Here is a 22946-nt window from a genome sequence, read left to right as displayed (position 1 = left end):
CGCCCACGCGGCACGCCTCGGGCCTTGCCCGTGCTGCGTGCCTCGGGCCTTGCCCGTGCTGGAGGATGGGTGCGTGGCCGTCATCGACAAGATCGCGTGGATCCACCTCGTGGGCGGGGCGATCCTCAGCACCCGTTCCCGGGGCAAGGACGTGTACTACCTCCCCGGCGGAAAGCGCGAGCCGGGCGAGAGCGACGTCGACACGCTGGTCCGCGAGGTCGGGGAGGAGCTGAGCGTCGCCATCGCCCCGGAGAGCGCCGCGCACCTCGGCACCTTCGAGGCCCAGGCACACGGGCACGCGGCCGGCACCCTCGTGCGGATGACCTGCTACACGGCCGGCTACGCCGGCGACCTCCGGGCCAGCAGCGAGATCGCCGAGGTCCTCTGGCTCACGTACCGGGACCGCGACCGGGTCTCCCCCGTCGACCAGGTCATCTTCGACCACCTCCGGGGCGCCGGCCGCCTGCGCTGACCGCCGCACCTCCTGACCGCGGCGGGAGCCCTTGATCGGCGTCGACGCTGGCAGATCGTGGTACTCAACTGCCCCTGGAGGGGCACCCAGGTACCACGATCTCCGCCCCGGGCCGATCTCCGAGCGTCGATCAAGGACCAGAGCCAATCTTGGGCTACCGCGACGTCCGTCGTGGTCCAGGCCGTTGCTCCCGCCACGTCACCCTCCGCGTCTGGCCGCGCTCACGCCCCAACCGCCCGAGCCCGGGACGGGAGGTGCCCCGTTCGCGCGTGCAGCTCGAGAGCTCCGCGCACGCACGTCCCGACCCGCGGCCGCGGGTCGGGGGTGGCGGGACCCCGTCGGGGCCCGCCCGGCGGGTGTCGCTAGAGGTCGATGTCGGCGTAGATGCAGGCGTGGTCGGAGCCGGCGTGGACGGCCGCGGTCATCGTGTCGTAGATGGGCCAGAGCACGCCGCGCTTGCCGCCCCAGACGCCCTTGCGGAAGATGCCGCCGCCGGTGACGCGGGCGAAGAGCGACGGCGACAGCAGCACGTAGTCGATTTTGTTGCGGGCGGTGCAGTAGCCGTACGTGCCGGGGCGCCCACCGTCCTCGAAGGACGGATGGGTGGAGATGTCGCGCAGGTCGGTGCCGAGCAGCAGCGGGGCGAGCGGCTCGCTCTCCGGGGTGTCGTTGAGGTCGCCGACCACCGCCACGTCCGTGATGCCGCCGGCCACCAGGTCGCGGTAGATCTCGGCGATCCTGCCGGCCTGGCGGCGGCGGGTGGCGTCGGAGGCGAGCTTGCCGCCGTAGCCCTTGCTCTTCAGGTGGTTGACCAGCACGACGAGGCGGCCGCCGCCGGGGGTGGCGAAGTGGTACTCCGGGCAGTCGCGGCTGAACACCCGCCCGACCTCGTCGGTGTCGTCGACGTGGCTGCGCTGGCCGACCAGCGGGTAGGCGCCGGTCGCGAGCACACCCACGTCGATGCCGCGCTCGTCGTTGCCGTCGACGACCATGACCTGCGGGTACCTCGGCACGCCCTCGACCAGGAGGCCGGCGTCGGTGAAGCGCTTGAGCGCGATGCGGTTTTCCGCCTCGATGACGCCGAGGATGTCGGCGCCGACGTCGTGGATGACCCGTGCGGTGTTCAGCATGCCCTGCTCGTCCACACGGTCTGTGGTCAGCTCGACCCAGCCGATCCAGTCGCCGCGCCCCTTCGCCACCACGTACACGCCGTCCTTGCGGGAGCGGCGCAGCAGGCGTCCCCGGTTTTGGCGCAGCCGGGCGAACTTGGCGGTGTCGCCGTGCAGCAGGTCCAGCTTGCGCAGCAGGCGCAGGATGCCGGCCTGGATGTCCGGTGTGTACAGCGGCTCCTCGAGCAGCTCGCAGATCTGCTCGTACGCCTCGAGCGCGGGGCGCCCGGCCGACCAGGTGCGCTGGTCGAGGGCGCGGGCGCGGTTGAAGAGGTTTTCCACGTTGTAGGTGCCGATCCGCACGATGCAGAGCGTAGACGGCGGGAGGGCCGGATCCGATGGTCCGGCCCTCCACAAGGGATCAGCGGGTCGGTTTGAAGTAGCGCGGGATCATGTACGACAGCGTCCTGGCGCCGATGAGCGCGCCCTGCACGTCGGCGGAGCGGGTGTGGATGCCGCCCCAGATCCGGGCCTCGATGACCTCCGCGACCGCCTCGGAGAAGCGGTCGAAGTGCCGCGTGGTGCCGGTGTCGGCGCTGGTCGCGCTGAAGGACATCCGGTCGGTGCCGTAGAAGTACGCCAGGGCGCCCATCGACGCGGCCGTGAAGCAGGCGTGGCCGGAGGTGTAGTCCGGGTGCGGCGGCGTGACGAGCAGCGGCGTCCAGTTGGGGTCGGGCGCCGTGTTCGGGTTGCCGTCGGCGCCGGCTTCCGGGATGAACGTGACCGGCCGCCAGAAGCTCCACCGGTACTTCTCGTAGTAGCAGGCGATCAGCGCGTCCATCTCGGTCATGTCCACCATCGCGAACATCCGCGCCGCCTGCAGGTTGCTCAGGTTGTTCTTGACCGCGAGCTGGCGCTTGATCTCCCACTCGGTCAGCCGGCGGTCGTGCCACCACCGCGCGGAGTCGGTCTGGTCGGCGGTACGGACGGTGCTGTTCGCCGCGCCGATCGCCTTGACCTCGTTGAAGTCCCGGGCGTACTGGGAGCTGGTCAGCGCCGGTGGGCCGGACGTGGTGAACATCGTCGCGTCCGGGATGAGGAACGGCTTGAGGTCCATCACCCACCCGCCGTCCGAGCCGAACCCGGGCGGGGTACGCCGCCACTGGCCGGGCGCGGTCCCCTCCCGCCACATCCGCGAGCCGAACGCGCCGTCGTTCGTGCGGAACGCGATCATGGCGTTCGCCGTCTTCTGGCCGACCGCCGTGCCGGCCGTCTTCGCCGTGCCGTTGGGGACGCGCGCCATGAAGGTGTCGTACTTCGCCTGGAGCGCCGCCTGCTGGCCGGGGAAGAGCCACTCCAGCGTGCGGAACGCCGCGGTCGCCACGGCGGCGTCGACCGACTCGGAGCCGGTCGCCGGCGGGGCGCCGAGGTACGGCTGGTACGGCTTGCGCGCGATCGCGTTGACCGCGTCGTAGATCGCGCCGTGGACGATCGAGAAGGAGCGGGCCTGCACGTGCGGCCCTTGCTGCGCGACGTCCCAGATCGACTCCTGGGCGAGGGCGTCCCAGGTAACGACGGCGTTGGGTGTGGGCGCGGCCGCCGCCGGCGTACCCGGTGAGCTGAGAACGAGTGGCGACCCGAGCGCGACGGCCGCGGCGAGAGCCACTCGCAGCGCGGAACGGCGCGTCCGACCTCGACGTGTCATGGGTTCTCCTTGCTGTGTGCCCGCATGGTCATTTCCACCTGCGAGGGTCAGCGGGGAGCCACGGCCGGAACCGCACTCTGTGTCCGCCAAACGCCACCGCCCGTGAGGCATGGCCGTTCGGGCCGGCGACCCACCGGTTCGGTCAGGGCCGCGGGCCGTACGGACGTTGCCCGGCGCCGCTACCCCGTGCCGCAGGCGGTGCCGTTGAGGGTGGCGGCGGTCGGGGGTGAGTTCGTGCCGCTGTACGTGGCCTGGAAGCCGAACGTGATGCTGCCGCCGGCCGGGACGCTCGCGTTCCAGTCGAGGTTGGCCGCGGAGACCTGGGTGCCGCTCTGGGTGACCGTCGCGTTCCAGGCGTTGCTGATGGCCTGGTCGCCCGGGAACCCGAACCGCAGCGTCCACCCGCTCACCGGCGCCGACCCCGCGGTGACCCGCACCTCGGCGACGAAGCCGTTCGCCCACTGGTTGCTCACCGTGTACCGGAAGGTGCACGAGGCCACGCCCGCCGTCGGTGTCGTGGGTGGGGTCGTGGTCGGCGCGGGCGGGCGGGTGGTGGGCGCGGGCGGGGTGGTCTGTGCCGGCGGTGTCGTCTGCGCGGGCGTCGTCGGCGGCGGGGGCGTGGTGGCCGGCGGTGTGGGCGACGGCGTGGTGGGTCCGCCGGGGTAGCTGAGCCCGAAGCCGTACGGGAAGAGCGCCGGCTTGCCGTCGCCGGTGTTGATCGGCTGCTGGGAGACGCCGCTCATCCAGGTCACCGGCAGCTTGCCGCTCGGGTTGTAGTCGCCGAACAGCACGTCCGCCACGCCCCGCCCCTCGGTGCCGGGCAGCCAGGCGGCGACCAGCGCCGCCCACCCGTCGACCTGCGCGGCGATGTCCAGCGGGCGGCCGGAGACCAGGACCACGATCACGGGTACGCCGGAGGCGCGCAGCCGCGACAGCACCGCGAGGTCGGCGGTGTCGAGCCCCATCGCGCCGGTGCGGTCGCCCTGCCCCTCGGCGTACGGGGTCTCCCCGACGACCGCGATCGCGGCCCGGTACGAGGAGTCGATGCCGGTGCCGTCCCGGTTGTACGTGACGGTGGTGCCGGAGCCGACCGCGTCGCGGATGCCGCGCAGGATCGTGGTGCCCGGGGTGATGTTGCCGGCCGAGCCCTGCCACGAGATCGTCCAGCCGCCGGACTGGAGGCCGATGTCGTCCGCGCTCTTGCCGGCCACGAAGATCTTGCCGCCGCTCTTGGCCAGCGGGAGGACGCCGCCCGCGTTCTTGAGCAGCACCTGCGAGCGGCGTACGGCGTCGCGGGCCAGGTCGCGGTGCGCCTGGTTGCCCACAGTGGACGTCAGCGCCCGGTCGGTGAAGCGCCGCTCGAAGAGCCCCAGCTCGAACTTCTTGGTGAGGATGCGCCGGTTGGCGTCGTCGATCCGCGGCATCGGGATGCGGCCGGCGTCCACCTCGGCGCGGAGCAGCTGGAGGAACTGCCGGTAGTCGGTCGGCACCATCACCATGTCGATGCCCGCGTTGACCGCGGTGGCGATCTCCGCGCCGGTGAAGCCGCGCTGCCCGTCGATCTGGTCGATGCCGGCCCAGTCGGAGACCACGAACCCGGTGAACCCGAGCTCGCCCTTGAGCACGTCGGTGAGCAGCCGCTCGTGGCCGTGCAGCTTCTGCCCGTTCCAGCTGCTGAAGGAGACCATGATCGAGCCGACGCCCTGCGCGACGGCCGCCTGGAACGGAGGCAGGTGTACGGCCCGCAGCTCGGCCTCGGAGATCTCGGTGTTGCCCTGGTCGCGGCCGCCGGTGGTGCCGCCGTCGCCGACGTAGTGCTTGGCCGTGGCGAGGATCGACGTGGGTTCGCCGAGGTTGCCGCCCTGGAAGCCGCCGATGATCGAGGTCATCGCGGTGGGGATCTCGGCCTGCTCGCCGAACGACTCGTAGGTGCGCCCCCACCGGTCGTTGCGCGCCACGCAGAGGCAGGGCGCGAAGGTCCAGTCGATGCCGGTGCCGGCGACCTCCTCGGCGGTGGCCCGGCCGACCGCCTGTACCAGCCCGGCGTCGCGGGTGGCGCCGAGGCCGATGTTGTGCGGGAAGATCGTCGCGCCGCGCACGTTGTTGTGCCCGTGCACCGCGTCGACGCCGTAGATGATCGGGATGCCCAGCGGGGTGGCCTGCGCCGCGCTCTGGTAGCCGTCGTACATGTCGGCCCAGCCGTTCGGGGTGTTGTCGGCCGGGGCCGAGCCGCCGCCGGAGAGGATCGACCCGATCCGGTACGCGGCAATGTCCTGCGGGCTGGTCAGCGCGGCCCGGTCGACCTGGGCGAGCTGGCCGAGCTTGTCTTCCAGCGTCATCCGCCCGAGCAGGTCTTCGACCCGCGCCGGCACCGGCTGGGCCGGGTCCTGGTAGGCCGGCGCGGCCCGGTTGGCCGTCGCCCCCGCGTCGTGGGCCGGCCCGACGAGGTCGAGCGCGGACGCGACCAGCGTGGCCGCGGCCAGGCACGCGCAGGCGGCCGTGACCGCGATCATCGTGCGGCCGTGGCGGTCCAGGCGCAGGACCTTGCGGTGCTGCGCCGGAGCGTTGGGCTCCTCGTCTTCGGTGGGGGGTGTGGCGGACATGCGGGCACTCCTACAAACCTGGGGCAACGACGTGAGCTCGCCGGCCACCCGTGGCCGGCGAGAATGCCCGGAAATCCCGCAGTGACCTGAATCTATGCGTACCCGCCCGGACCGGTCAAGCCCGTCCCACCCCCGGGGCCCCCCGGGGGGGGGGGGGGGGGGGGGGCGCGCCCGCCCCCCCCCCCCCGCCCCGCCCCCCCCGCGAGGGGGGCCGGGCGGGCGTAGCGTGAGCTGGGTGGAGGCGTCGGGGTGGGCGGTGCTGGGCGCGCCGTGGGACTGTTCGGGCACCGGGCGTGGGGAGGCCGACGCGCCGGCCGCGCTGCGCAGGGCCGGGCTCGGCGACCTGGCCGGCCTGGACGCGGGCGACGCACCCATCGCGATCACCACGACGGCACGCGACCCGGCCACCGGCGTCCGCGCGCTGGCCGAGACCCGCCGCGCCGCCGACGCGCTCACCGCCGCCCTGACCAGCCTGCTCGCCCGGGCGCCCGACCGCCGTCCGCTGGTGGTCGGCGGCGACTGCAGCCTGCTGCTCGGCGTCGTCCCGGCCGTGCGCGCGCTGGGCCCGGTCGGGCTCTGGTTCGTCGACGGCCACCCCGACTACCAGGCGCCCGCCGACTCCGCGACCGGCGAGACCGCCGACCTCGAGCTCGGCCTGGTCACCGGCGACGGCCCCGACGCGCTGACCGGCCTCGCCGGCCCGCCGCCGATGGTCCCGCCGGCCGCCGCGGTGCTGATCGGCCACCGTGCCGCCGGCCTCGACGCGGCGGCCGCCGCCGAGGTGGCCCGGGTGCCCGAGGCGGTACGCCGGATCGACGCCGCCACGCTGGTCGCCGACCCGGCCGCCGCCGGCGAACGGGCCCGCGGCTGGCTCGACGGCTCCGGCCGCAGCGTCTGGCTCCACCTCGACCTCGACGTGCTCGACCCGAGCGCGCTGCCCGCGGTCACGTACCCGCAGCCCGGCGGGCCGGACTGGGACGCGCTCGCCGCCGCGCTGCGCCCGCTCGCCACCTCGCCTCACCTGAGCGGGGTGAGCGTGGCCGACTTCCGCCCCGACCTCGACCCCGGCGGCGGGTACGCGGCCCGGGTCGTCGCCCTGCTCGACGCCGTCCTGCCGTAGGGCCGGTATCGAAGCGCCCGGCGGGCCCCGGCGCGACTCAGCGCAGCCGCAGCGAGCCGATGAACCCGTCGGTCGCCGCCATCTTCAGCAGGCGGCTCTGCGCGCCGGCGACGTCGGCCGGGCGCACCTGGCGCAGCAGCGCGTTCGGCCCCGGCTCGATGGCGCGGGTGACGAGGACCGCGGGGGAGATCTCCCGGACCACGTCGAGCGCGGCCGGGTTGGCCACCGGGCGCAGGCGCAGGCCGGCGAGCTCGGGCGGGATGACGGTGGGCATCGAGTGCCAGACGGCGGCGTCGACCTCGCCGGCGAGGACCGCGGCGGGCGCGACCACGAACGGGCACTCGACGTACTCGACCGGGGTGCCGGCGAACTCCGCCTCGCTGAGCTTCTGGTGGTCGTACGAGGAGTGGTCGATGCCGACCCGCGGCGGGTCCTTCGGCGGCCGGGTGGCGTGCTCGACGACCACGAGCGAGCCGCTGGAGTAGAAAGTGGACGGTCCAAGGTGGACGCCGGCGAGCCCGGGGAAGCTGTCCCGGTGCTGGGCCAGCGCCCCGGCCGAGGTCACCGTCGCGTGCGCCCGCTCGTGGTAGACCTCCTCCAGCCGCAGGTGCGCGCCAGGGCGGTAGTCGACCACGACGGAGACGCCGACGTCGCGGAGCGCGCCCTGGATCACGTCGAGGATCGCCTGCTGCTCCAGCGGCCCGGAGGCCGGCATGACCAGGCGAAAGTTGCCCAGCTCCGCCGCGTTCCAGAGCTTGCCGACGTCCCGGTCGGCGACGACCGTGCCCTGGTGGCCGCGGGCGGTGAGGGTGACCGCTCCCCCGGTCTCCAGGCTGCGCAGCGCCTTGACCACCGTGCCGGTGCCGGCGCCACTGGTGGTCTGCAGCTCCTGCACCGTGGGGATGCGCTGCCCGACCTCCCGGGTGAGCAGCACGCGGGCCACGTGCGCGAGCACGTCCGGCTTGGTGAACCCCCCACTCACGCGGGACCGCGCCGGGGGTCGGGGCCGAAGCCGAGCTTGCCGGGGTTGAGCAGGTGGGCCGGGTCGAGGCCGCGCTTGAGGCGCTCCAGCACCGGGTACCCGCTGCCCAGTGACTGCCGCACCCACGGCTGGCGGGCCAGGCCGCCGCCGTGGTGGTGGGAGACCTCGCCGTCGTGAGCGACCACGACCTTCATCGCCCGATCCCAGATCTCCTCCAGCCGGGCGAGCGCGGCGCGGTCGTCGGGGGCGCGGCCGAGCAGGATCACGTACAGCGAGGTGCCCTGCTCGTACACGTGCGAGAAGTGGCCGAGCACCTCGTCGGCGAGCGGGGCGAGCTGCTCTTTCAGCTCGCGGTACATCGGGCCGATCCGGCTCCAGAGGTGGGCGACCTCGATGGTCTCCGCGTAGCCGCCGGGCTCGGCGAGGCGGCGCTCGATGGTGGAGAAGTCGTAGCGGCGGTCGAGCCAGGCGGTCACCGGTGGCGCCCCCATGCTCGTCCCTCCCAGCGCCTCGACTATGCCGGTCGCGGCGGCGTGCTCGGCGGTCGCGACGCCGGCCAGGCCCTCGTGCCCCAGGAATAGTACCGGCGTGCCGACCGGCCGGTCGGGGACCGCGTGCGCGGCCTCCTCGCGGTCGTAGAAGCGGACCAGGAACGGCCGCAGGCCGGCCTGGGCGATCTGGCGCATCGCGGCGAGCCCCGCCTCGACCTCGGGCAGCGCGAACGCCTCGACGATCCGGTGCGGCGCGATCGCGAACACCTTGAGGGTCACCGCGGTGACGATGCCGAGCGTCCCCTCGGAGCCGATGAAGACCTCCCGGAGGTCGGGGCCCATCGCGGCGCGCGGCCGCTGGCCGAGCTCGGCGACCGTGCCGTCGGCGAGCACCACCTGGTACCCGACGACGAGGTCCTCGATCCCCCCGTACCGCGAGGAGAACTGGCCGGTGGCGCGGGTGGCGACCCAGCCGCCGACGGTGGAGCGGCCGAGCGACTGGGGGGTGTGGTTGAGCGTGCGGCCGCGCCGCGCCAGCCAGGCCTCCAGGTCGCTCCCGCGTACGCCGGCGGCGACCCGCACGGTGCGGTCGGTCTCGTCCAGCTCGGGTGTGGAGACGTGGCCGGACATGTCGAGCACGATGCCGCCGGCGACCGGCAGCGGCTGGCCGGTCACCGAGGAGCCCAGCCCCCAGGCGGTCACCGGTACGCCGGCGTCGGCCGCGATCCGCAGCGTGGTGACCACGTCGTCGACGCCGCGTGCCGTGACCACGACCTCCGGCCGGTACGGGTGGCGGCCCAGCCGCGCCCAGACGGTCGCGACCGGCCACGTGTCGTGGCTGCGCGCGTCCAGGTCGGCCTCGGACGTGGAAACGGCGGCATCGCCGAGCGCGGTGCGCAGGCGGTCGGCCACAGCAGGCATGACATGCTCCCCTCACCCTGTCACCACCACTCAATCCTCAAAAAACTGAGTTGTCAAGCGGAGCTCATTCGCAGGAAGCATGCTCTTGACATGATTGAAACACGGATCCTAGTCTCGACTCAGTACGCAGATTTCTGAATTCTCAGGCCGGCGACGCGAGATCCTCAGGTTGGCGGCGCGGACCGGCTCCGGGACGAGAAGGTGGAAGCGGTGACAGCACTGCTCGAGGCACGCGGGGTGACGAAGCGGTTCGGCGCGGTCGAAGCGCTCCGCGGGGCGAGCTTCGCCGTCGGCGAGGGCGAGGTCGTCGCCCTGATGGGCGACAACGGCGCCGGCAAGAGCACCTTGATCAAGACCATCTGCGGGGTGTACGCCCCGGACGCGGGCGAGATCCGCTTCGCCGGCAGCTCCATCGCCGGCCTGTCGCCGAGCGCCGTCCACGGCCTCGGCATCGAGACCGTGTACCAGGACCTGGCCCTCGCCCCCGACCTCGACACGGCGGCCAACCTCTTCCTCGGCCGCGAGCTGCTCGCCGCCGGCCTGCTCGGGCGGTTCGGCGTGCTGGCCAAGAAGCGGATGGCCGCCCGGGCGGTCCAGGTGCTCACCGACCTGAAGGTCGCCATCAAGGACCCCACCGCCCCGGTGGCCACGCTCTCCGGCGGTCAGCAGCAGAGCGTCGCGGTCGCGCGGGCGGTGACCTGGGCGGACCGTCTCGTGATCATGGACGAGCCGACCGCCGCGCTCGGCGTGCCGCAGACCCGGGCGGTGCTCGACCTGATCCGGCGGGTGCGCGACTCGGGCCGCTCGGTCGTGCTGATCAGCCACAGCTTGCCGGACGTGATGGCGGTCTCCGACCGGATCGAGGTGCTCCGCCTCGGCCGCCGGGTGGCCCGGCTGGTCACCCGGGAGACCGACGAGGCGCAGATCGTCGGCGCGATGACGGGCGCGTGGACCCAGGAGGACGCGGAATGAGCGGGAGCCGTGAGGCTACGGGCCTCAACCACGACGGCGGACAAGCGCCGAACGGCGGAGCGAGGAAGGCGGAGGGCGGGAGCCGTGAGGCCACGGGCCTCAACCACGACGGCGGACAAGCGCCGAACGGCGGAGCGCGGAAGGCACCGGGCGGTTTGCTCGCCAAGGCCGGTCCGGCGGCGGGCGCCGAGGAGGCACCCAAGGTGCGCCGCCGCCGGGCCCTGCTCGGCTCCGCCACCGACATCACCGCGATCCTCCTGGTGATCGTGGCGCTGTTCGCGATCCTCGACTTCGACGCGTTCTTCACCACCGCCAACTTCACGAACGTCCTGATCAGCGCCTCCCTGCTGATCGTGATGGGGGTCGGCGCGACGTTCGTGCTGATCACCGGTGGCGTCGACCTCTCCGTCGGCTCGGTGCTGGTCTTCTCCGGCGTAGCGGCCGGCGAGGTGATGAAGGCGATGGGCGGGCAGGGCTGGGGCGCCGCCCTCGTGGGCATCGCGGTCAGCATGGCCGCCGGCGCCGCGTGGGGCGTCGTCAACGGCCTGGTCGTCACCAAGCTGCGGGTGCCGCCGCTGATCGCCACGCTGGGCTCGTTCGGGGCGGCGCAGGGCCTGGCCCAGGTCATCACGAACGGCAACGACCTCAAGGACATCCCGTACGAGCTGGTCGACAACCTCGGCGTGGGCCGGGTGGCCGGCGTGCCGTGGCTGGTCGTGGTCGCCCTCGCGGTCGCGCTGGTCGGCGGGCTGGTCCTCGGCGTGACCCGGTACGGGCGGCGCACGTACGCGATCGGCTCCAACGCCGAGGCGGCCCGCCGCGCCGGCATCAGCGTGGACCGGCACCTGATCAGCGTGTACACGATGGCCGGGCTGCTGGCCGGGCTCGCCGGCATCATGAGCTACGCCCAGTTCGGCTCGACCACGCTCAGCGGCCACGCGACCGACAACCTCGCCGTGATCGCGGCCGTCGTGATCGGCGGTACCAGCCTCTTCGGCGGCGTCGGCACGATGTTCGGCACGCTCGTCGGCACCATGATCCCCGCCGTCCTCGCCAACGGCCTGGTGATCGTCGGCCTCAACTCGTTCTGGCGCGACTTCGCGGTCGGCGTCGTGCTCGTCGCCGCCGTCTACCTGGACCAGCTGCGAAGGCGGGCGAGAACCGCCCGCTGACGCGGCAACCCCCACACAGCACGACCGGAAGGAACCGACCATGCGTCACATACGTTTCGGCGCGGCCGCCACGGCCGCCTTACTGGCCCTGTCGCTGGCCGCCTGCGGCGACGACAACGACGGCGGCAGCGGCAGCGGCGGCTCCGCCGAGGACAGCTTCGACATCGCGTTCATCCCCGGCGTCGCCAACGACGCCTACTACGGCTCCGTCGCCTGCGGCATCCAGGCGGTCGCCGCCAAGTCTGGCTCCACAGTGGACGTACAGGCGCCGAAGTCGTTCAGCCCCACCGACCAGATCCCGATCCTGCAGGCGGTCATCGCCAAGAAGCCGGACGTCATCATCATCGCGCCGACCGACAGCAAGGCGCTCTACGCCCCGCTGCGCCAGGCGACCAGCCAGGGCATCAAGGTCGTGCTCGTGGACACCACGCTGGAGGACCCGTCGCTGGCCGAGGCGCAGGTCAGCTCCGACAACATCGAGGCCGGCAAGGTCGCCGCGGCCAAGCTCGTCGAGCTGCTCGGCGGCAAGTCCGGCTCGGTGCTCACGGTCAACCTCTCCGCCGGCGTCACCACCACCGACGACCGGGAGAAGGGCTTCGCCGAGGGCATCAAGGCGGCGTCCGGGCTGAAGTACCTGGGCCAGCAGTTCTCCAACAACAGCGTGCAGACCGCCGCGTCGATCGTCTCCGCCACCCTCGCCGCGAACGCGGACCTGACCGGCATCTTCTCCACCGCCGCGTTCAACACCGAGGGCGCGGTCGCCGCGCTCAAGTCGGCCAACGCGGCCAGCAAGGTGACGATCGTCGGGTTCAACGCCAACCCGCCCGGCGTCCAGCAGATCGAGGACGGAACGGTCGCCGCGCAGGTGGTGCTCAAGCCGTACGACGAGGGCATCGCCGCGGCCGAGCAGGCGGTCAACGCGCTGACCGGCAAGCCGGTGACCAAGGAGATCTCCACCGGCGCGGTCGTCGCCACGAAGGACAACCTCCAGAGCCCGGAGGTGCGCAAGTACCTGTACAGCTTCGACTGCCCGAAGGCGTGAGGCATGGACTCCCGTACCGGTAAGAAGATCAGGCTCGGCCGGGTGCTCGACCCGCGTACCGGCCGAGCCGTCGTGGTCGCGGCCTCGCACGGCGTGATGAGCGGGCCGCCCGCGGGCCTGGCCACCCGCGCGGAGATCGACGCGGTGTTCGGCCAGCTCGACGCCGCGGACGGGGTCATGGTGACGCCCGGGATGCTGCCGCTGGTCGAAGACTTCTTCGTCGGCCGCGGCCGCCCGGCGCTGGTCCTGCACCTGGACTGGAAGAACCACGGCCGCAAGATCTACACGCCGGGCGCCGACGGGCGGGGCGAGGGGGTGCTGGCCCAGCTCGCCTCGCTGGAGGAGGTCGCCGCGGCCGGCGTCGACGCCGTCATGACGTACCTCTACATCGGACAGCGGGACACCGCCCTGGAGCGCGCCGAGATCGAGCGCAACGCGCGTATCGTCCGCGACGCGGCCCGGGTCGGCGTGGCGGTCATCATCGAGCCGCGCTCCGCCCTCGAACCGGAGGGGGGCGCGGCGCTGAGCACCGATGTGCTCAGCCTGTACTGCCGGATCTCCGCCGACATCGGCGCCGACCTGGTTAAGGTCGTCTGGAACGGCTCGGTCGAGGCGTTCAGCCCGGTCGCGCAGACCTGCTTCGCGCCGATCCTGGTGGCTGGCGGCCCGGGCGGCGAGGACCCGGCCAGCACGCTGCGGCTGGCGGCCGACTCGGTCGCCGCCGGTGCCGCGGGCGTCATGTTCGGGCGGCGGGTCTTCCGCGCCGAGCACCCGGCCGAGGTGCTCGCCGGCCTGCGCGCCGTCACCCACGACGGCGTACCGCCCGAGCGGGCCCTCGCCCGACACTGAGAGGGCGGCCGCCATGTTGTTGATCGTGGGCGAGGCGATCGTCGTGTACCAGCGCGACGTCGGTCCCGCCGGCGCGGACACGCCGTACGCGGGGCCGTGGCCGAGCGGGGCACCGGCGATCGCCGCGTACGTGGCCGCCCGGCTCGGCGTACCCACGGCGTTCGTCGGCGGGGTGGGCCGGGACGCGCACGGCCAGGTGATGCGGGACGGGCTCGGCGCGGCCGGCGTCGACCTCGGGCACCTCGTCGAGGTGGCGGACGCGCCGACCGCCACCGCCCGCATCACGTACCGGGGTGAGGGCCACCGCGAGTTCGACTTCGCGGTGGCCGGCACCGCCGCGACCCGGGTCACCGAGGCCGACCTCGGCGACCTGCCCGAGCGGGCCGCCTGGCTGCACATGTCCGGCTCGGCGCTCATCTTCGGCGAACCGCTCGCGGCGACCGCCCTCGCCGCGCTGCGCCGGGCCCACCGCGCCGGCGCCCGCGTCTCCGTCGACCCGAACGTACGCCCCGAGTCGACCAACGCGCGGGCGCTGCTCGACGTGCTGCCCCTGGCCCACGTGCTGCTCCCCACCGAGGGCGAGCTCGAGGCGCTCGGCGCGGACGTCGACGCGCTCGTCGCGGGCGGCGCCACCGTCTGCACCACGCGCGGGCCGGCCGGCGCGCTGGTCCGCGACGGCACCGGCACCACGGCGGTACCGGCGGTCCCGGTGGAGCCGGTCGACACCGACGGCGCCGGCGACTCGTTCGCCGCCGGGTTCATCGCCGCCTCCCTGGCCGGCGCCGACCCCCGCACGGCGGCCCGGGCCGGGGTCGCGGTCGCCGCCCAGGCGATCCGGGTGACCGGGCCGATGACCGTCGTACCGAGCCTGCCCGCGCTCCGATGACGCTGCTCTGCGTGAGCCTGGCGCCGTCGCTGGACCGGTACGCCTGGCTCCCCGCCCTGCGCCTCGGCGGCATCAACCGGCCGCGCGACGTGCTGGTCCGGGCCGGTGGCAAGGGCCTCAACGCCGCCCGCGCCGCCACCAGCCTCGGGGTACCCACCCGGGCGGTCGCGCTCGTCGGCGGCGCGACCGGCGAGGTCATGCGGGCGCACACGGACGGGCTCGACGTGTCCTGGGTGGACAGTGGCGTCGAGACCCGCGAGTGCCAGTGCCTGCTCGACGAGGGCACCGGCACGCTGACCCAGGTCTACGAGCCGGTACGCGCGGTGCCGGCGGCGCTCTGGCCGGGCGTCCGGGCGGCCGTCGTGGAGCACGTCGAGCGGCTGGGGCCCGGCGACGCCGTCGCGCTCTCCGGACGGGTACCGCCCGGATTGCCGGTCACCGCGCTCGCCGAGATCGTCGACGTCGCCGCCGCCCGGGGCGTACCGGTGCTGGTGGACTCGGACGGGCCGGCCCTGGCCGCCGCGCTCGCCCGCCGCCCCGACCTGGTCAAGGTCAACGAGCACGAGGCGGCCGCGGTGACCGGCGCCCCGGCGCAGGGCTGGGCCAGCGCCGAGGCGCTCCGCGCGCTGGGCGCCCGCGCCGCCGTCGTCACCGCCGGCCCGGGTGGCGCCCGCTACCTCGGCCCGGACGGCCGGCGCGCGGTCACCCATCCCCCGCTCGACGGCGCGCTGCCGGTCGGCAGCGGCGACGCGTTCCTCGCCGGCCTGGCCGCGGCCCACCTCGCGGATGGCGGCGCAGACGTGCTCGCCGGGCTCCGCCTGGCCGCCGCGGCCGCCCGCGCCAACGCCCGCCACCTGCCGGCCGGCGACTTCACCCGGGCCGAGGTGGAGGCGGAGCTACCGGCGCTGAGCGACGGCTCCGGCCCGTAGGACCGGCCGCCGCCGGAGGGTGAGGCCGCGGGAAACGCACCCCAAGAAACGCTCCGCTCAGCCGGCGGTGGGCAGCCAGCGGAGGGTGAGGTCGAGCGCCTCGCCCAGGCTGGCCGGGCGGGCCGCCGACGGGGGCAGGCCGTCGCGGGGCCAGCCGGGGCCGGCGGCGACGACCAGCGGGGTGCCCCGTAGGCCGTTCAGCTGGCCGGCCGCCGCGGTGGCCGGCGCCTGCGACCAGAGCACCACGACGGTGGGGCCGACGCGGCCGACCACCGCGGCGAGCGCGCCGGGCGGGACGCGGGCGCCGAGCATCAGCGAACGGTGGCCGCGCTCGGCGAGCGCCGCGGCGAGGGCCTCGACGGGGAGCGTGTGCTGCTCCTCGTCGGCGCTGGCGAGCAGCGTCCGCGGGGTGGGGGCGCCGGCCGGGCGGGGCACGGCGGCGAACGTCTCGGAGATGGTGCGGGAGAGCAGGTGCTCGACCTCGACCAGCCCGCCGCCGGCCGCGTGCCGTTCGCCGACGCCGGCGAGCACCGGGCGCAGCAGGTGGTCCCAGGTGTGGACCACCCCTCGCGCGCCGATCATGCGGGTGATCACACTGGACATCGTGGCGACGTCCAGGCGCATGGCGGCCCGGGCCAACCCGCGGGCCTCCGGGCCGGCGCCGCCGACCGGGATCGTGTTGCCGCCGCCGGCGCGGGCGCTGAGGGCGGAACCGGTCCGCGGCCGCTCGACGCTCTCCAGCGGGTGCACGGTGAGCGCGGCCCGTGCGGCATCGGCGGCCGGCATGCCCTCCCCGGTCAGGCGGCACATCACCTCGAGGCGGGAGAGGTCCTGCCGGGTGTACCGCCGGTGGTGGTGGGCCTCGTGCTGGTCCGGGCCGAGCCCGTACCGCCGGTGCCAGCTGCGCAACGTGGTGACCGCGACCCCGAGCCGGCGGGCGACCTCACCCGCGCTCAGCCCGTCTCCGGGCGCCCTGTTCACTGGATCAGGGTAACGTAGGCGCGACTTGCGTCGTTTACTGCGTCGTTAAGAAACGGCACCGATATCGAGGGGAGCGGGATTGGACCCGGCACTCGCCGCCGCGTACGCGCGCTGCCGTGCGCTGCACCGCCGGCACGGCCGCAGTTACTACCTGGCCACCCGCCTGCTCCCCGCCGGAAAGCGCCGCCACGTCCACGCGCTGTACGGCTTCACCCGCTACGCCGACGAGATCGTGGACCGCGCCGACGGGCTCGCCACGGCCGAGCGGGCGCGGCGGCTGCGCGACTGGTCCGACCGCTTCCTGGCCGGGCTGGCCGGCGAGCGGGTCGACGACCCCCTCCTCCCCGCGGTGCTGCACACCATCGAGGTCTTCGCGATGGACCCGGCCGACTTCGCCACGTTCCTGCAAAGCATGGCGATGGACCTGGAGGTCCGCGACTACGCCGGCTACGACGACCTGCTGTCCTACATGGAGGGTTCGGCGGCGGCGATCGGCGCGATGATGCTGCCGATCCTGGAGCCCGCCGACCGCGCGCTGGCCCGCGAGCCGGCCCGCCAGCTCGGCCTCGCCTTCCAGCTCACCAACTTCATCCGCGACGTCGGCGAAGACCTCGACCGCGGCCGGGTCTACCTGCCCCGCGCCGACCTGGAGAAATTCGGCGTCACCCGGGCCGACCTCCGCGCGGCCGCGGACCGCCGCGCCGCCTCACCCTCCATAAAGGACCTCATCGGGTACGAGGTGACGCGTGCCCGGGCACACTACGCCGCCGCCGCGCCCGGGGTGCCGATGCTGGCACCCGCGTCGCAGGCGTGCATCCGGGCGGCCTTCCACCTCTACGGCGGGATCCTCGACGAGGTCGAGCGGGCCGGCCACGACGTCTTCGCCCGGCGGGCGGTCGTGCCGCACCGGCGGCGCCTGGCGACGGTGGCCCGCTGCCTGCTCACCCCGCCCGGCACACCGGTCGGACTGCCCACGGCGAGGGCTCCCCGGGTGTAGCTTGATCATGTGCCGACGCCGCACGCCGCGAGCGGGAGCGCGCCCGCCGCCCCGCGGCCCGGGCGGCGCCCGTGAACGAGCGCGAGGTCGAGGTCCGGGCGATCGCGGCCGAGCGGCTGACGTTCTTCGCCGACGCGGTGATCGCGATCGCCATCACTCTCCTCGCGCTCGACCTCCCGCTGCCGGCCGGCGACTCCAACGCCGAGGTGCTCCGCTCCGCGGGCGACGACTGGCCGGCGTACCTGGCGTTCCTGCTCAGCTTCACCGTGATCGGCCGGCACTGGTCGGCGCACCACCGGGTGTTCCGGTACGTCACCTCGCTCGGCGGCCGCCTCGGCGCGCTGACCATGGTGTGGCTGCTGCTGCAGGTGGTCACGCCGTTCGCCACCCGCGTGATCACCGGTGACGGGGCGTACCAGGCGCGGTTCGGCTTCTACTCGCTCGTGCAGGGCGCGGCGGGCATCACGTTCGTACTGATGATCCGCGAGGTCCGCGGTCACACGCTGCACCGCTCCGACATGCCGCCCGAGGTGCTCGCCGGGGCGGCGGCCGCGATGGCGACGCTCGCGGCCGCGTTCCTGGTGTCGATCCCGGTCTCCTTCCTGACCGAGCAGTCGTGGCTCTGCTGGATCCTCGTCCCGGTGGCCGTCGGCGCCGTGCGGCGGCGCCGGGGCCGGCCGTGACGGGCGGGGGTCAGGGCGTCCCGAGGCGGTCCAGCACCACCGTCGCGTAACCGACCAGGTCGCCGTCGAGGAACGGCACGCGCTCGTCCCGCCCCACCCCGCCGGACCAGCGGCGCAGCTCGTCGACCGCCTCCTGGCCCGCACGGTCGCCGAAGACCCGCAGCCGCGCGATCGCGGTCGCCCACCGCACCACCGGGCGCGGGTCGTCGAACTCGGCCGCCACGCCCAGCAGCCCCATCGAGACGCGCGCGGTCGCCGCCAGCGCTTCGTCCACTTCGGACGAGGCGAGCGCGGCGAGGGGCGGCAGGCTCCCCTCCGCGTCCTCCGGAAACCACCCCAGCGTGTACGCCGCGAGGGCCCGCACGTCCGGGTCGCCGTGCCCGAGCAGCGCGCGGAAGAGGGGCACCCCCTGCCGTACCGCCTCGTGCGCGGCGACGGCCACGTGCGCGAGCATCGCCTCCTGCTCCCGCGCGGTGAGCGCCTCGATGTACTCGGCGTCGCCCTCCTCCTCGTCCCACCCCGGGTCGCCGGGATGCGGCGCGGCGGCGAGCACCGCGGCCCCGCCCTCGGCCGTACGGCGGTGCTCGGCGATCGGCAGCCCGTCGGGCAACCAGAACTCGTCGTACCCCACCGCGATCGCGGCGAGGAGCCGCACCAGCTCCCCCTTGTCGGCGCCGTCCGGGTCGGCGAGGATCTCGAGCAGGAACGGCACCGCGTAGGCCGTGGCCTCGTAGCGGGTGCCCTGATGGAAGATGTTGCCGTAGAGCTGCCAGCGCGCTTTCTCCCGCCGGTCGGGGTCGGCGGAGCGCAGGTCCGTTATCTGATCGGGTACGTCGGTGGCCGGGCCGTAGGCGTGCGTGATCCGGGCCCAGTCGACGTCGTCGAGTCGTTCCAGCACGGGCAGCATCCTGCCACCCCGCAAAGTGGCACAAGTACCCCAACACGGCGCGCCGCTGGTTCGCCGGATCCGGGCCGGACCAGCCACAATATCCCGCGTACACGGGAGTAAGGAGCGGGGAGCATGCGGGAGCTGGTGGATCCGGTCGATCCGGTCGTCGACGCGGGGCGGGCGGCACCGTTTCCGGACGCCGGCGAGTACCGTGCCGCGGTCGAGCGGGTCCGGGCCGCCGCCGAGGCGTACTACAGCGGTCCCGACCTGGCCATGGACGACGCCACGTACGACGGCCTGATGGCCCGCGTCGCCGCCACCGAGGCCGCCCGCCCGGCGTGGAAGGAGGCCGACTCCCCCACCGAGGCGGTCGGCGCGGGCGGCGGGGTGGTCGGCGACGTCGTGCACAGCGAGCCGATGCTCAGCCTCGACAACGTCTTCGGCGAGGACGAGCTGCGCCGGTGGGCGGAGCGCCTGGAAAAGCTCCTCGGCCGCCCGGTCGCCGGCTACACGGTGGAGCCGAAGATCGACGGGCTGGCCATCGCCGCGCGGTACACGGACGGGGTCCTGACCCTGGTGGCGACGCGGGGTGACGGGTTCGCGGGCGAGGACGTGACCGCCCAGGCCCGCCGGGCCGCGGGCCTGCCGGCGCGGCTGCGCGAGCCGCTGACCGTGGAGGTGCGCGGCGAGGTCTTCATGACCGACGACGACTTCACCGCCGCGCAGGCGATGCGGACCGGAAACGGCGAGCCGCCCTTCGCCCACCCGCGCAGCGCCGCGGCGGGCACCCTCCGCGCGCCGAAGCGGCCGTACGACGCGCCGCTCTCCTTCCTCGCGTACTCGGTGCACGGCGTCACCGAGCCGATGGCCGGCTCGGCCGCGCTGGCCCGGCTGGCGGAGCTCGGGTTCGCCACCACCGCGACCTCGGCGGCCGGGATGCCGGTCTGCGCGACGGTCGAGGAGGTGTACGCGGCGGTGCAGGCGCTCACCGCCGCCCGCGGCACCCTCGGCTTCGGCGTGGACGGCGCGGTGGTCAAGGCCGACCTGCCCGCCGACCGGGCCGGGGCCGGCTCGTCCAGCCGGGCGCCGCGCTGGGGTGTCGCGTACAAGTTCCCGGCCGACACCCGCACCACCAAGCTGCTCCGGATCGAGGTGCAGGTCGGCCGCACCGGTGTGATCACGCCGGTGGCGGTGCTGGAGCCGGTCCAGGTGGGCGGCGTGATCGTCACCTCGGCCACGCTGCACAACTTCGACGACCTGGTCCGCCGCAACGTCCGCGCCGGCGACACCGTCTTCGTCCGCCGGGCCGGCGACGTGATCCCCGAGGTGACCGGCGCCCAGCTCGACCTGCGCCCGGCCGGCTCGGTGCCGTTCGAGCCTCCCGCCGACTGCCCGCGCTGCGGCGGGGAGATCGACCGTTCGCAGAAGCGGTGGCGCTGCGTCCAGGGCCGGGCCTGCGGCACCGACGTCGCGCTGGAGTACTACGTCGCCCGCACGTCGATGGACATCGAGGGGCTCGGCGACCGGATCCTGCGGGCGGTGGTCGCCGCCGGCCTGGTCACCGACCCCGCCGACCTGTACGACCTGGACGTGCCCACCCTCGCCGCCCTGGAACGGCTCGGCGAGGTCTCCGCCACCAAGCTGGTCACCAACATCCAGGGCTCCAAGGCGCGCCCGCTGTCCCGGGTGCTGACCGCGCTCGGCGTACGGATGACGGGCCGCTCGATGTCGCGCCGGCTGGCCGCCCACTTCGGCACGATGGAGGCGCTGCTCGCCGCCTCGGTCGACGAGCTGCAGCGGGTCGACGGGGTGGGTCCCGAGCGGGCGGTGACGATCGCCGCCGAGCTGGTCGAGCTGACCCCGCTGATCGCCCGCCTCGCCGAGCGCGGCGTCAACATGACCGAGCCGGTGGCGGTCGTGACCTCGACGGCGTCGCTGCCGCTGCAGCGGCCGGACGGTACCCCGATGACGGTGGTGGTGACCGGCTCGGTGCCCGGCCTGACCCGCGACGAGGGCAACGCGGCGGTCGAGCGGCTCGGCGGCAGGTCCGCCGGCTCGGTGTCGAAGAAGACCGACCTGGTCGTGGTCGGCGACGGCGCCGGTTCCAAGGCCGCGAAGGCCGAGCAGCTGGGCATCCGGATCCTGCCCGCCGAGGCGTTCGCCGCGCTGTTGACGGCGCACGAGGACGGCGACCCGGACGCGGTGGCGGAGATCCTGGCCGTACCCCAGCCGTGAGCCTCAGGCGCCGTGAAACAGCGGCCGGATCCGGCCGTCGGCGAAGCGGAAGCCGAGCGCCCAGGTGCTCAGCTGGGCGGTCCGGCTGTCCGGGTGGTGGCTGAGGTCGGTGAGGAGCTCCTCGGAGAGGTCGGGCGTCGCGCCGGCGCGCGGCTGCGCGGTCACGGTGAGCAGGTAGCCGGCGGCGCGGGCGATGAGGGCGTGCTCCTCGTTGTGCGCCTCCTCCTTGACCAGCTCGCGCAGGAGCGGTTCGAGCAGGCCGCGCACCTCCCCGGCGACGTCGGGCGAGGTGCCGAAGCAGTCGCCGACGGCGAAGAGGGCGGTGTGCAGCTCGTTCATCGTCGAGGGGTTGGGGTTGGCGACGAGCCGCTCGTGCGCGGCGACGCAGGCGTCGACGAGGGTCTGCTGGACCAGCAGGCTCGGGTGTTTGAGGAAGCCCAGGCTGAACAGGGCCCGGATCCGCAGCCAGGTCTCGTCGGAGTCCTGGACGATCGAGGCGAGCACCCGGGTGACCGGATCGACGTAGCCGCCGGTCTGGAGGGTGTCGACGGCCCGGCGGCGCTCGGCGCCGGCGTTCTGCAGGAGGGCGTGCTCGACCAGCTTGGTGGTGCCCGCCTTGAGGTGGTCGGGTATCGAGGAGCGCTCCACGCCCTTGAGCGCCTTGTGCACCGCGCGGTGCCAGTCCTCGTCGATGGTGGGGAGGTCGTCGCAGCCCGGCGAGTCGGAGTCGATGGCGTGCCGCAGGGTGGTGGCGACCCACCGCTCGCCGGCGGCGACCTCGGGCGGCGGGTCGGCTCCCCGCTCCGCGATGATCCTGCGCAGCAGGTCCTTGACCCGCCGCTGCTTGTCCGCGGAGCCGTGCTGGGCGCGCTGCCAGATGGCGTGCATCGCGGTCCCCCGCTCGCGCAGCGACGCGTCGGGGTTCTGGGTGCGCTTGTACAGCACGTCCTCGACCCAGTCCTCGTCTTCCGGGGACCAGTCCGGCGGGATGTTGACGGCGACCTCGAGGTCGAGCGACCGGGCCGGGTAGAGGCTGGTGCCGCGGAGCGGCTCGGCGCGGGTGAGCAGCTCGAAGACCCAGGCCTTGAGGGCCCGCGTGGTCTCGTCGCGCTCCGGCCGCTTGGTCCGGACCAGCTTCGACACCGCCCGCCACGCGCGGAAGCCGAGCGGGGTGGTCCGGATCGCGTACTCCAGGATCTCGGTGATCAGCGGGAACGCGTAGTTGGCCAGCCCGCCGAGCAGGATGAGCGCGTCGATGTTGCGCGAGGTCGGCGGGGAACCGCCGAGCACGATCAGCCGGCGGGCGATGTCGCGGGTCGGCCGGTTGTACCGCAGCAGCGTGTCGCGCGAGGCACGGCTCGGCGTCCGGAACGCGGCCAGCAGCGCCGAGGCCTGCCCGAGCAGCTCGAACTCGGTGCGCGGCGGGGTGTCGTCGGTCAGCCAGTCCGGTGTCCACTCCGCCGGTGAGTCGGCCAGCGTGGTGTTCACGTCGAGGGGCCGGACCCGCGCGGCCAGCGAACGGGTGCCGCCGACGTGCATCAGCGCCGAGGGTGGCCGGTTGCCGGCGGCCGCCACGAAGATCTGGTCGAGCCGGCGCAGCTCGTCGTCGGTGAAGGCGCGGTCGCTGTTGGGGCTCAGCTTGCGGCTGAACTCCTGCGACGAGATCTTGAGCGCCTTGGCCACCCACGCGTCGGTCGTGCCCTCCGGAAGCTGGCTGACCTGCGCCGACACCGCGAAGCGGATGACGTCGTCGGGTCCGCTGATGCTGCGGATCAGTTGCTCGACCGGCTTGGGCATGTCGCGACAGTAGCGAGGCGTGTTGAGCCGGACAGTCCACTTGTTGACCGACCGGTGCTCGGACGTGCGGCCGGCGCACGTACCGCTCCGGGCCGCGCATGACCACGGTCG

Annotated in this window: 19 protein-coding genes; 11 read left to right on the top strand and 8 right to left on the bottom strand. The window is 74.1% G+C overall.

All coding sequences use genetic code 11. The features are described 5' to 3' along the window. The first annotated feature begins 73 nt into the window (after positions 1 to 73). Entirely contained in the window at positions 74 to 472 is a 399-nt protein-coding gene (locus RB614_RS17675; protein ID WP_308713617.1) for an NUDIX hydrolase, read from the top strand. A 362-nt stretch (positions 473 to 834) separates the two neighbouring features. On the opposite strand, the gene RB614_RS17670 is transcribed toward RB614_RS17675, so the two are convergent. The 3 genes from RB614_RS17670 to RB614_RS17660 form a co-directional block, all read right to left on the bottom strand. Further along, the gene (locus RB614_RS17670; protein WP_308713616.1) at positions 835 to 1944 is read right to left on the bottom strand and encodes an endonuclease/exonuclease/phosphatase family protein; all 1110 of its coding nucleotides are present in this window, start codon (positions 1942 to 1944) and stop codon (positions 835 to 837) included. A 58-nt stretch (positions 1945 to 2002) separates the two neighbouring features. Further along, positions 2003 to 3286 carry a vanadium-dependent haloperoxidase gene (locus RB614_RS17665; RefSeq protein WP_308713615.1) on the bottom strand — a complete coding sequence of 428 codons (1284 nt, stop codon included), beginning with the start codon at positions 3284 to 3286 and terminating at the stop codon, positions 2003 to 2005. Positions 3287 to 3465: 179 nt separating this feature from the next. Beyond that, positions 3466 to 5889, bottom strand: a complete 2424-nt coding sequence (locus RB614_RS17660; protein ID WP_308713614.1) for a glycoside hydrolase family 3 N-terminal domain-containing protein — start codon at positions 5887 to 5889, stop codon at positions 3466 to 3468. A gap of 235 nt (positions 5890 to 6124) precedes the next feature. On the opposite strand from RB614_RS17660, the gene RB614_RS17655 reads away from it, so the two are divergent. Further along, entirely contained in the window at positions 6125 to 7009 is an 885-nt protein-coding gene (locus tag RB614_RS17655) for an arginase family protein (protein ID WP_308713613.1), read from the top strand. A gap of 37 nt (positions 7010 to 7046) precedes the next feature. Here RB614_RS17655 and RB614_RS17650 read toward each other — a convergent pair whose 3' ends face one another. Both RB614_RS17650 and RB614_RS17645 read right to left on the bottom strand, forming a co-directional pair. Further along, complete coding sequence (locus RB614_RS17650) at positions 7047 to 7991, bottom strand: YhfZ family protein (RefSeq protein ID WP_308713612.1); 945 nt, start codon at positions 7989 to 7991, stop codon at positions 7047 to 7049. Further along, positions 7988 to 9403, bottom strand: a complete 1416-nt coding sequence (locus tag RB614_RS17645; RefSeq protein WP_308713611.1) for an FAD-binding oxidoreductase — start codon at positions 9401 to 9403, stop codon at positions 7988 to 7990. The genes RB614_RS17650 and RB614_RS17645 overlap by 4 nt, the downstream gene beginning before the upstream one ends. 210 nt (positions 9404 to 9613) lie before the next feature. On the opposite strand from RB614_RS17645, the gene RB614_RS17640 reads away from it, so the two are divergent. The 6 genes from RB614_RS17640 to RB614_RS17615 all read left to right on the top strand — a co-directional run bounded on the left by RB614_RS17640 (position 9614) and on the right by RB614_RS17615 (position 15253). Beyond that, positions 9614 to 10375, top strand: a complete 762-nt coding sequence (locus tag RB614_RS17640) for an ATP-binding cassette domain-containing protein (protein WP_308713610.1) — start codon at positions 9614 to 9616, stop codon at positions 10373 to 10375. Between the two features lie 155 nt (positions 10376 to 10530). Then, positions 10531 to 11547 carry an ABC transporter permease gene (locus RB614_RS17635; RefSeq protein WP_308713609.1) on the top strand — a complete coding sequence of 339 codons (1017 nt, stop codon included), beginning with the start codon at positions 10531 to 10533 and terminating at the stop codon, positions 11545 to 11547. Positions 11548 to 11587: 40 nt separating this feature from the next. Then, positions 11588 to 12589, top strand: coding sequence for an ABC transporter substrate-binding protein (locus tag RB614_RS17630; protein WP_308713608.1), 1002 nt, complete (start codon positions 11588 to 11590; stop codon positions 12587 to 12589). A gap of 3 nt (positions 12590 to 12592) precedes the next feature. After that, positions 12593 to 13438 (top strand): class I fructose-bisphosphate aldolase, encoded by an 846-nt coding sequence (locus tag RB614_RS17625; RefSeq protein ID WP_308713607.1) that lies wholly within the window; start codon positions 12593 to 12595, stop codon positions 13436 to 13438. Between the two features lie 13 nt (positions 13439 to 13451). Continuing rightward, positions 13452 to 14324, top strand: a complete 873-nt coding sequence (locus tag RB614_RS17620) for a carbohydrate kinase family protein (RefSeq protein ID WP_308713606.1) — start codon at positions 13452 to 13454, stop codon at positions 14322 to 14324. A gap of 11 nt (positions 14325 to 14335) precedes the next feature. Next, a complete protein-coding gene (locus RB614_RS17615) occupies positions 14336 to 15253 on the top strand; it encodes a PfkB family carbohydrate kinase (RefSeq protein WP_308713605.1) in 918 nt (305 codons plus the stop codon). Positions 15254 to 15310: 57 nt separating this feature from the next. Here the strand turns inward: RB614_RS17615 and RB614_RS17610 are convergent, their stop codons facing one another. Beyond that, the gene (locus RB614_RS17610) at positions 15311 to 16234 is read right to left on the bottom strand and encodes a MerR family transcriptional regulator (protein WP_308713604.1); all 924 of its coding nucleotides are present in this window, start codon (positions 16232 to 16234) and stop codon (positions 15311 to 15313) included. 79 nt (positions 16235 to 16313) lie between these two features. On the opposite strand from RB614_RS17610, the gene RB614_RS17605 reads away from it, so the two are divergent. Both RB614_RS17605 and RB614_RS17600 read left to right on the top strand, forming a co-directional pair. Next, complete coding sequence (locus tag RB614_RS17605) at positions 16314 to 17231, top strand: phytoene/squalene synthase family protein (RefSeq protein WP_308713603.1); 918 nt, start codon at positions 16314 to 16316, stop codon at positions 17229 to 17231. A gap of 71 nt (positions 17232 to 17302) precedes the next feature. Then, entirely contained in the window at positions 17303 to 17914 is a 612-nt protein-coding gene (locus RB614_RS17600) for a TMEM175 family protein (protein WP_308713602.1), read from the top strand. 10 nt (positions 17915 to 17924) lie between these two features. Here RB614_RS17600 and RB614_RS17595 read toward each other — a convergent pair whose 3' ends face one another. Continuing rightward, complete coding sequence (locus tag RB614_RS17595; protein WP_308713601.1) at positions 17925 to 18812, bottom strand: HEAT repeat domain-containing protein; 888 nt, start codon at positions 18810 to 18812, stop codon at positions 17925 to 17927. Between the two features lie 123 nt (positions 18813 to 18935). Between RB614_RS17595 and ligA the strand changes: the two genes are divergently transcribed. Continuing rightward, the gene (gene ligA / locus RB614_RS17590) at positions 18936 to 21038 is read left to right on the top strand and encodes an NAD-dependent DNA ligase LigA (RefSeq protein ID WP_308713600.1); all 2103 of its coding nucleotides are present in this window, start codon (positions 18936 to 18938) and stop codon (positions 21036 to 21038) included. Between the two features lie 3 nt (positions 21039 to 21041). Here ligA and RB614_RS17585 read toward each other — a convergent pair whose 3' ends face one another. Further along, the gene (locus RB614_RS17585) at positions 21042 to 22835 is read right to left on the bottom strand and encodes a hypothetical protein (RefSeq protein ID WP_308713599.1); all 1794 of its coding nucleotides are present in this window, start codon (positions 22833 to 22835) and stop codon (positions 21042 to 21044) included. Positions 22836 to 22946 lie beyond the last annotated feature (111 nt).

It is taken from the genome of Phytohabitans maris (assembly GCF_031085175.1).
Taxonomy (GTDB): Bacteria; Actinomycetota; Actinomycetes; order Mycobacteriales; family Micromonosporaceae; genus Phytohabitans; species Phytohabitans maris.
Note: the sequence above shows the minus strand (reverse complement) of the source record. Positions and strands in the feature narration are given on the sequence as shown.

Coding starts and splice junctions, on each gene's coding strand:
- RB614_RS17630 (WP_308713608.1), top strand. CDS start 11,588: ATGCGTCACATACGTTTCGGCGCGGCCGCCACGGCCGCCTTACTGGCC.
- RB614_RS17665 (WP_308713615.1), bottom strand. CDS start 3,286: ATGACACGTCGAGGTCGGACGCGCCGTTCCGCGCTGCGAGTGGCTCTC.
- RB614_RS17645 (WP_308713611.1), bottom strand. CDS start 9,403: ATGCCTGCTGTGGCCGACCGCCTGCGCACCGCGCTCGGCGATGCCGCC.
- RB614_RS17660 (WP_308713614.1), bottom strand. CDS start 5,889: ATGTCCGCCACACCCCCCACCGAAGACGAGGAGCCCAACGCTCCGGCG.
- RB614_RS17620 (WP_308713606.1), top strand. CDS start 13,452: ATGTTGTTGATCGTGGGCGAGGCGATCGTCGTGTACCAGCGCGACGTC.
- RB614_RS17585 (WP_308713599.1), bottom strand. CDS start 22,835: ATGCCCAAGCCGGTCGAGCAACTGATCCGCAGCATCAGCGGACCCGAC.
- RB614_RS17625 (WP_308713607.1), top strand. CDS start 12,593: ATGGACTCCCGTACCGGTAAGAAGATCAGGCTCGGCCGGGTGCTCGAC.
- ligA (WP_308713600.1), top strand. CDS start 18,936: ATGCGGGAGCTGGTGGATCCGGTCGATCCGGTCGTCGACGCGGGGCGG.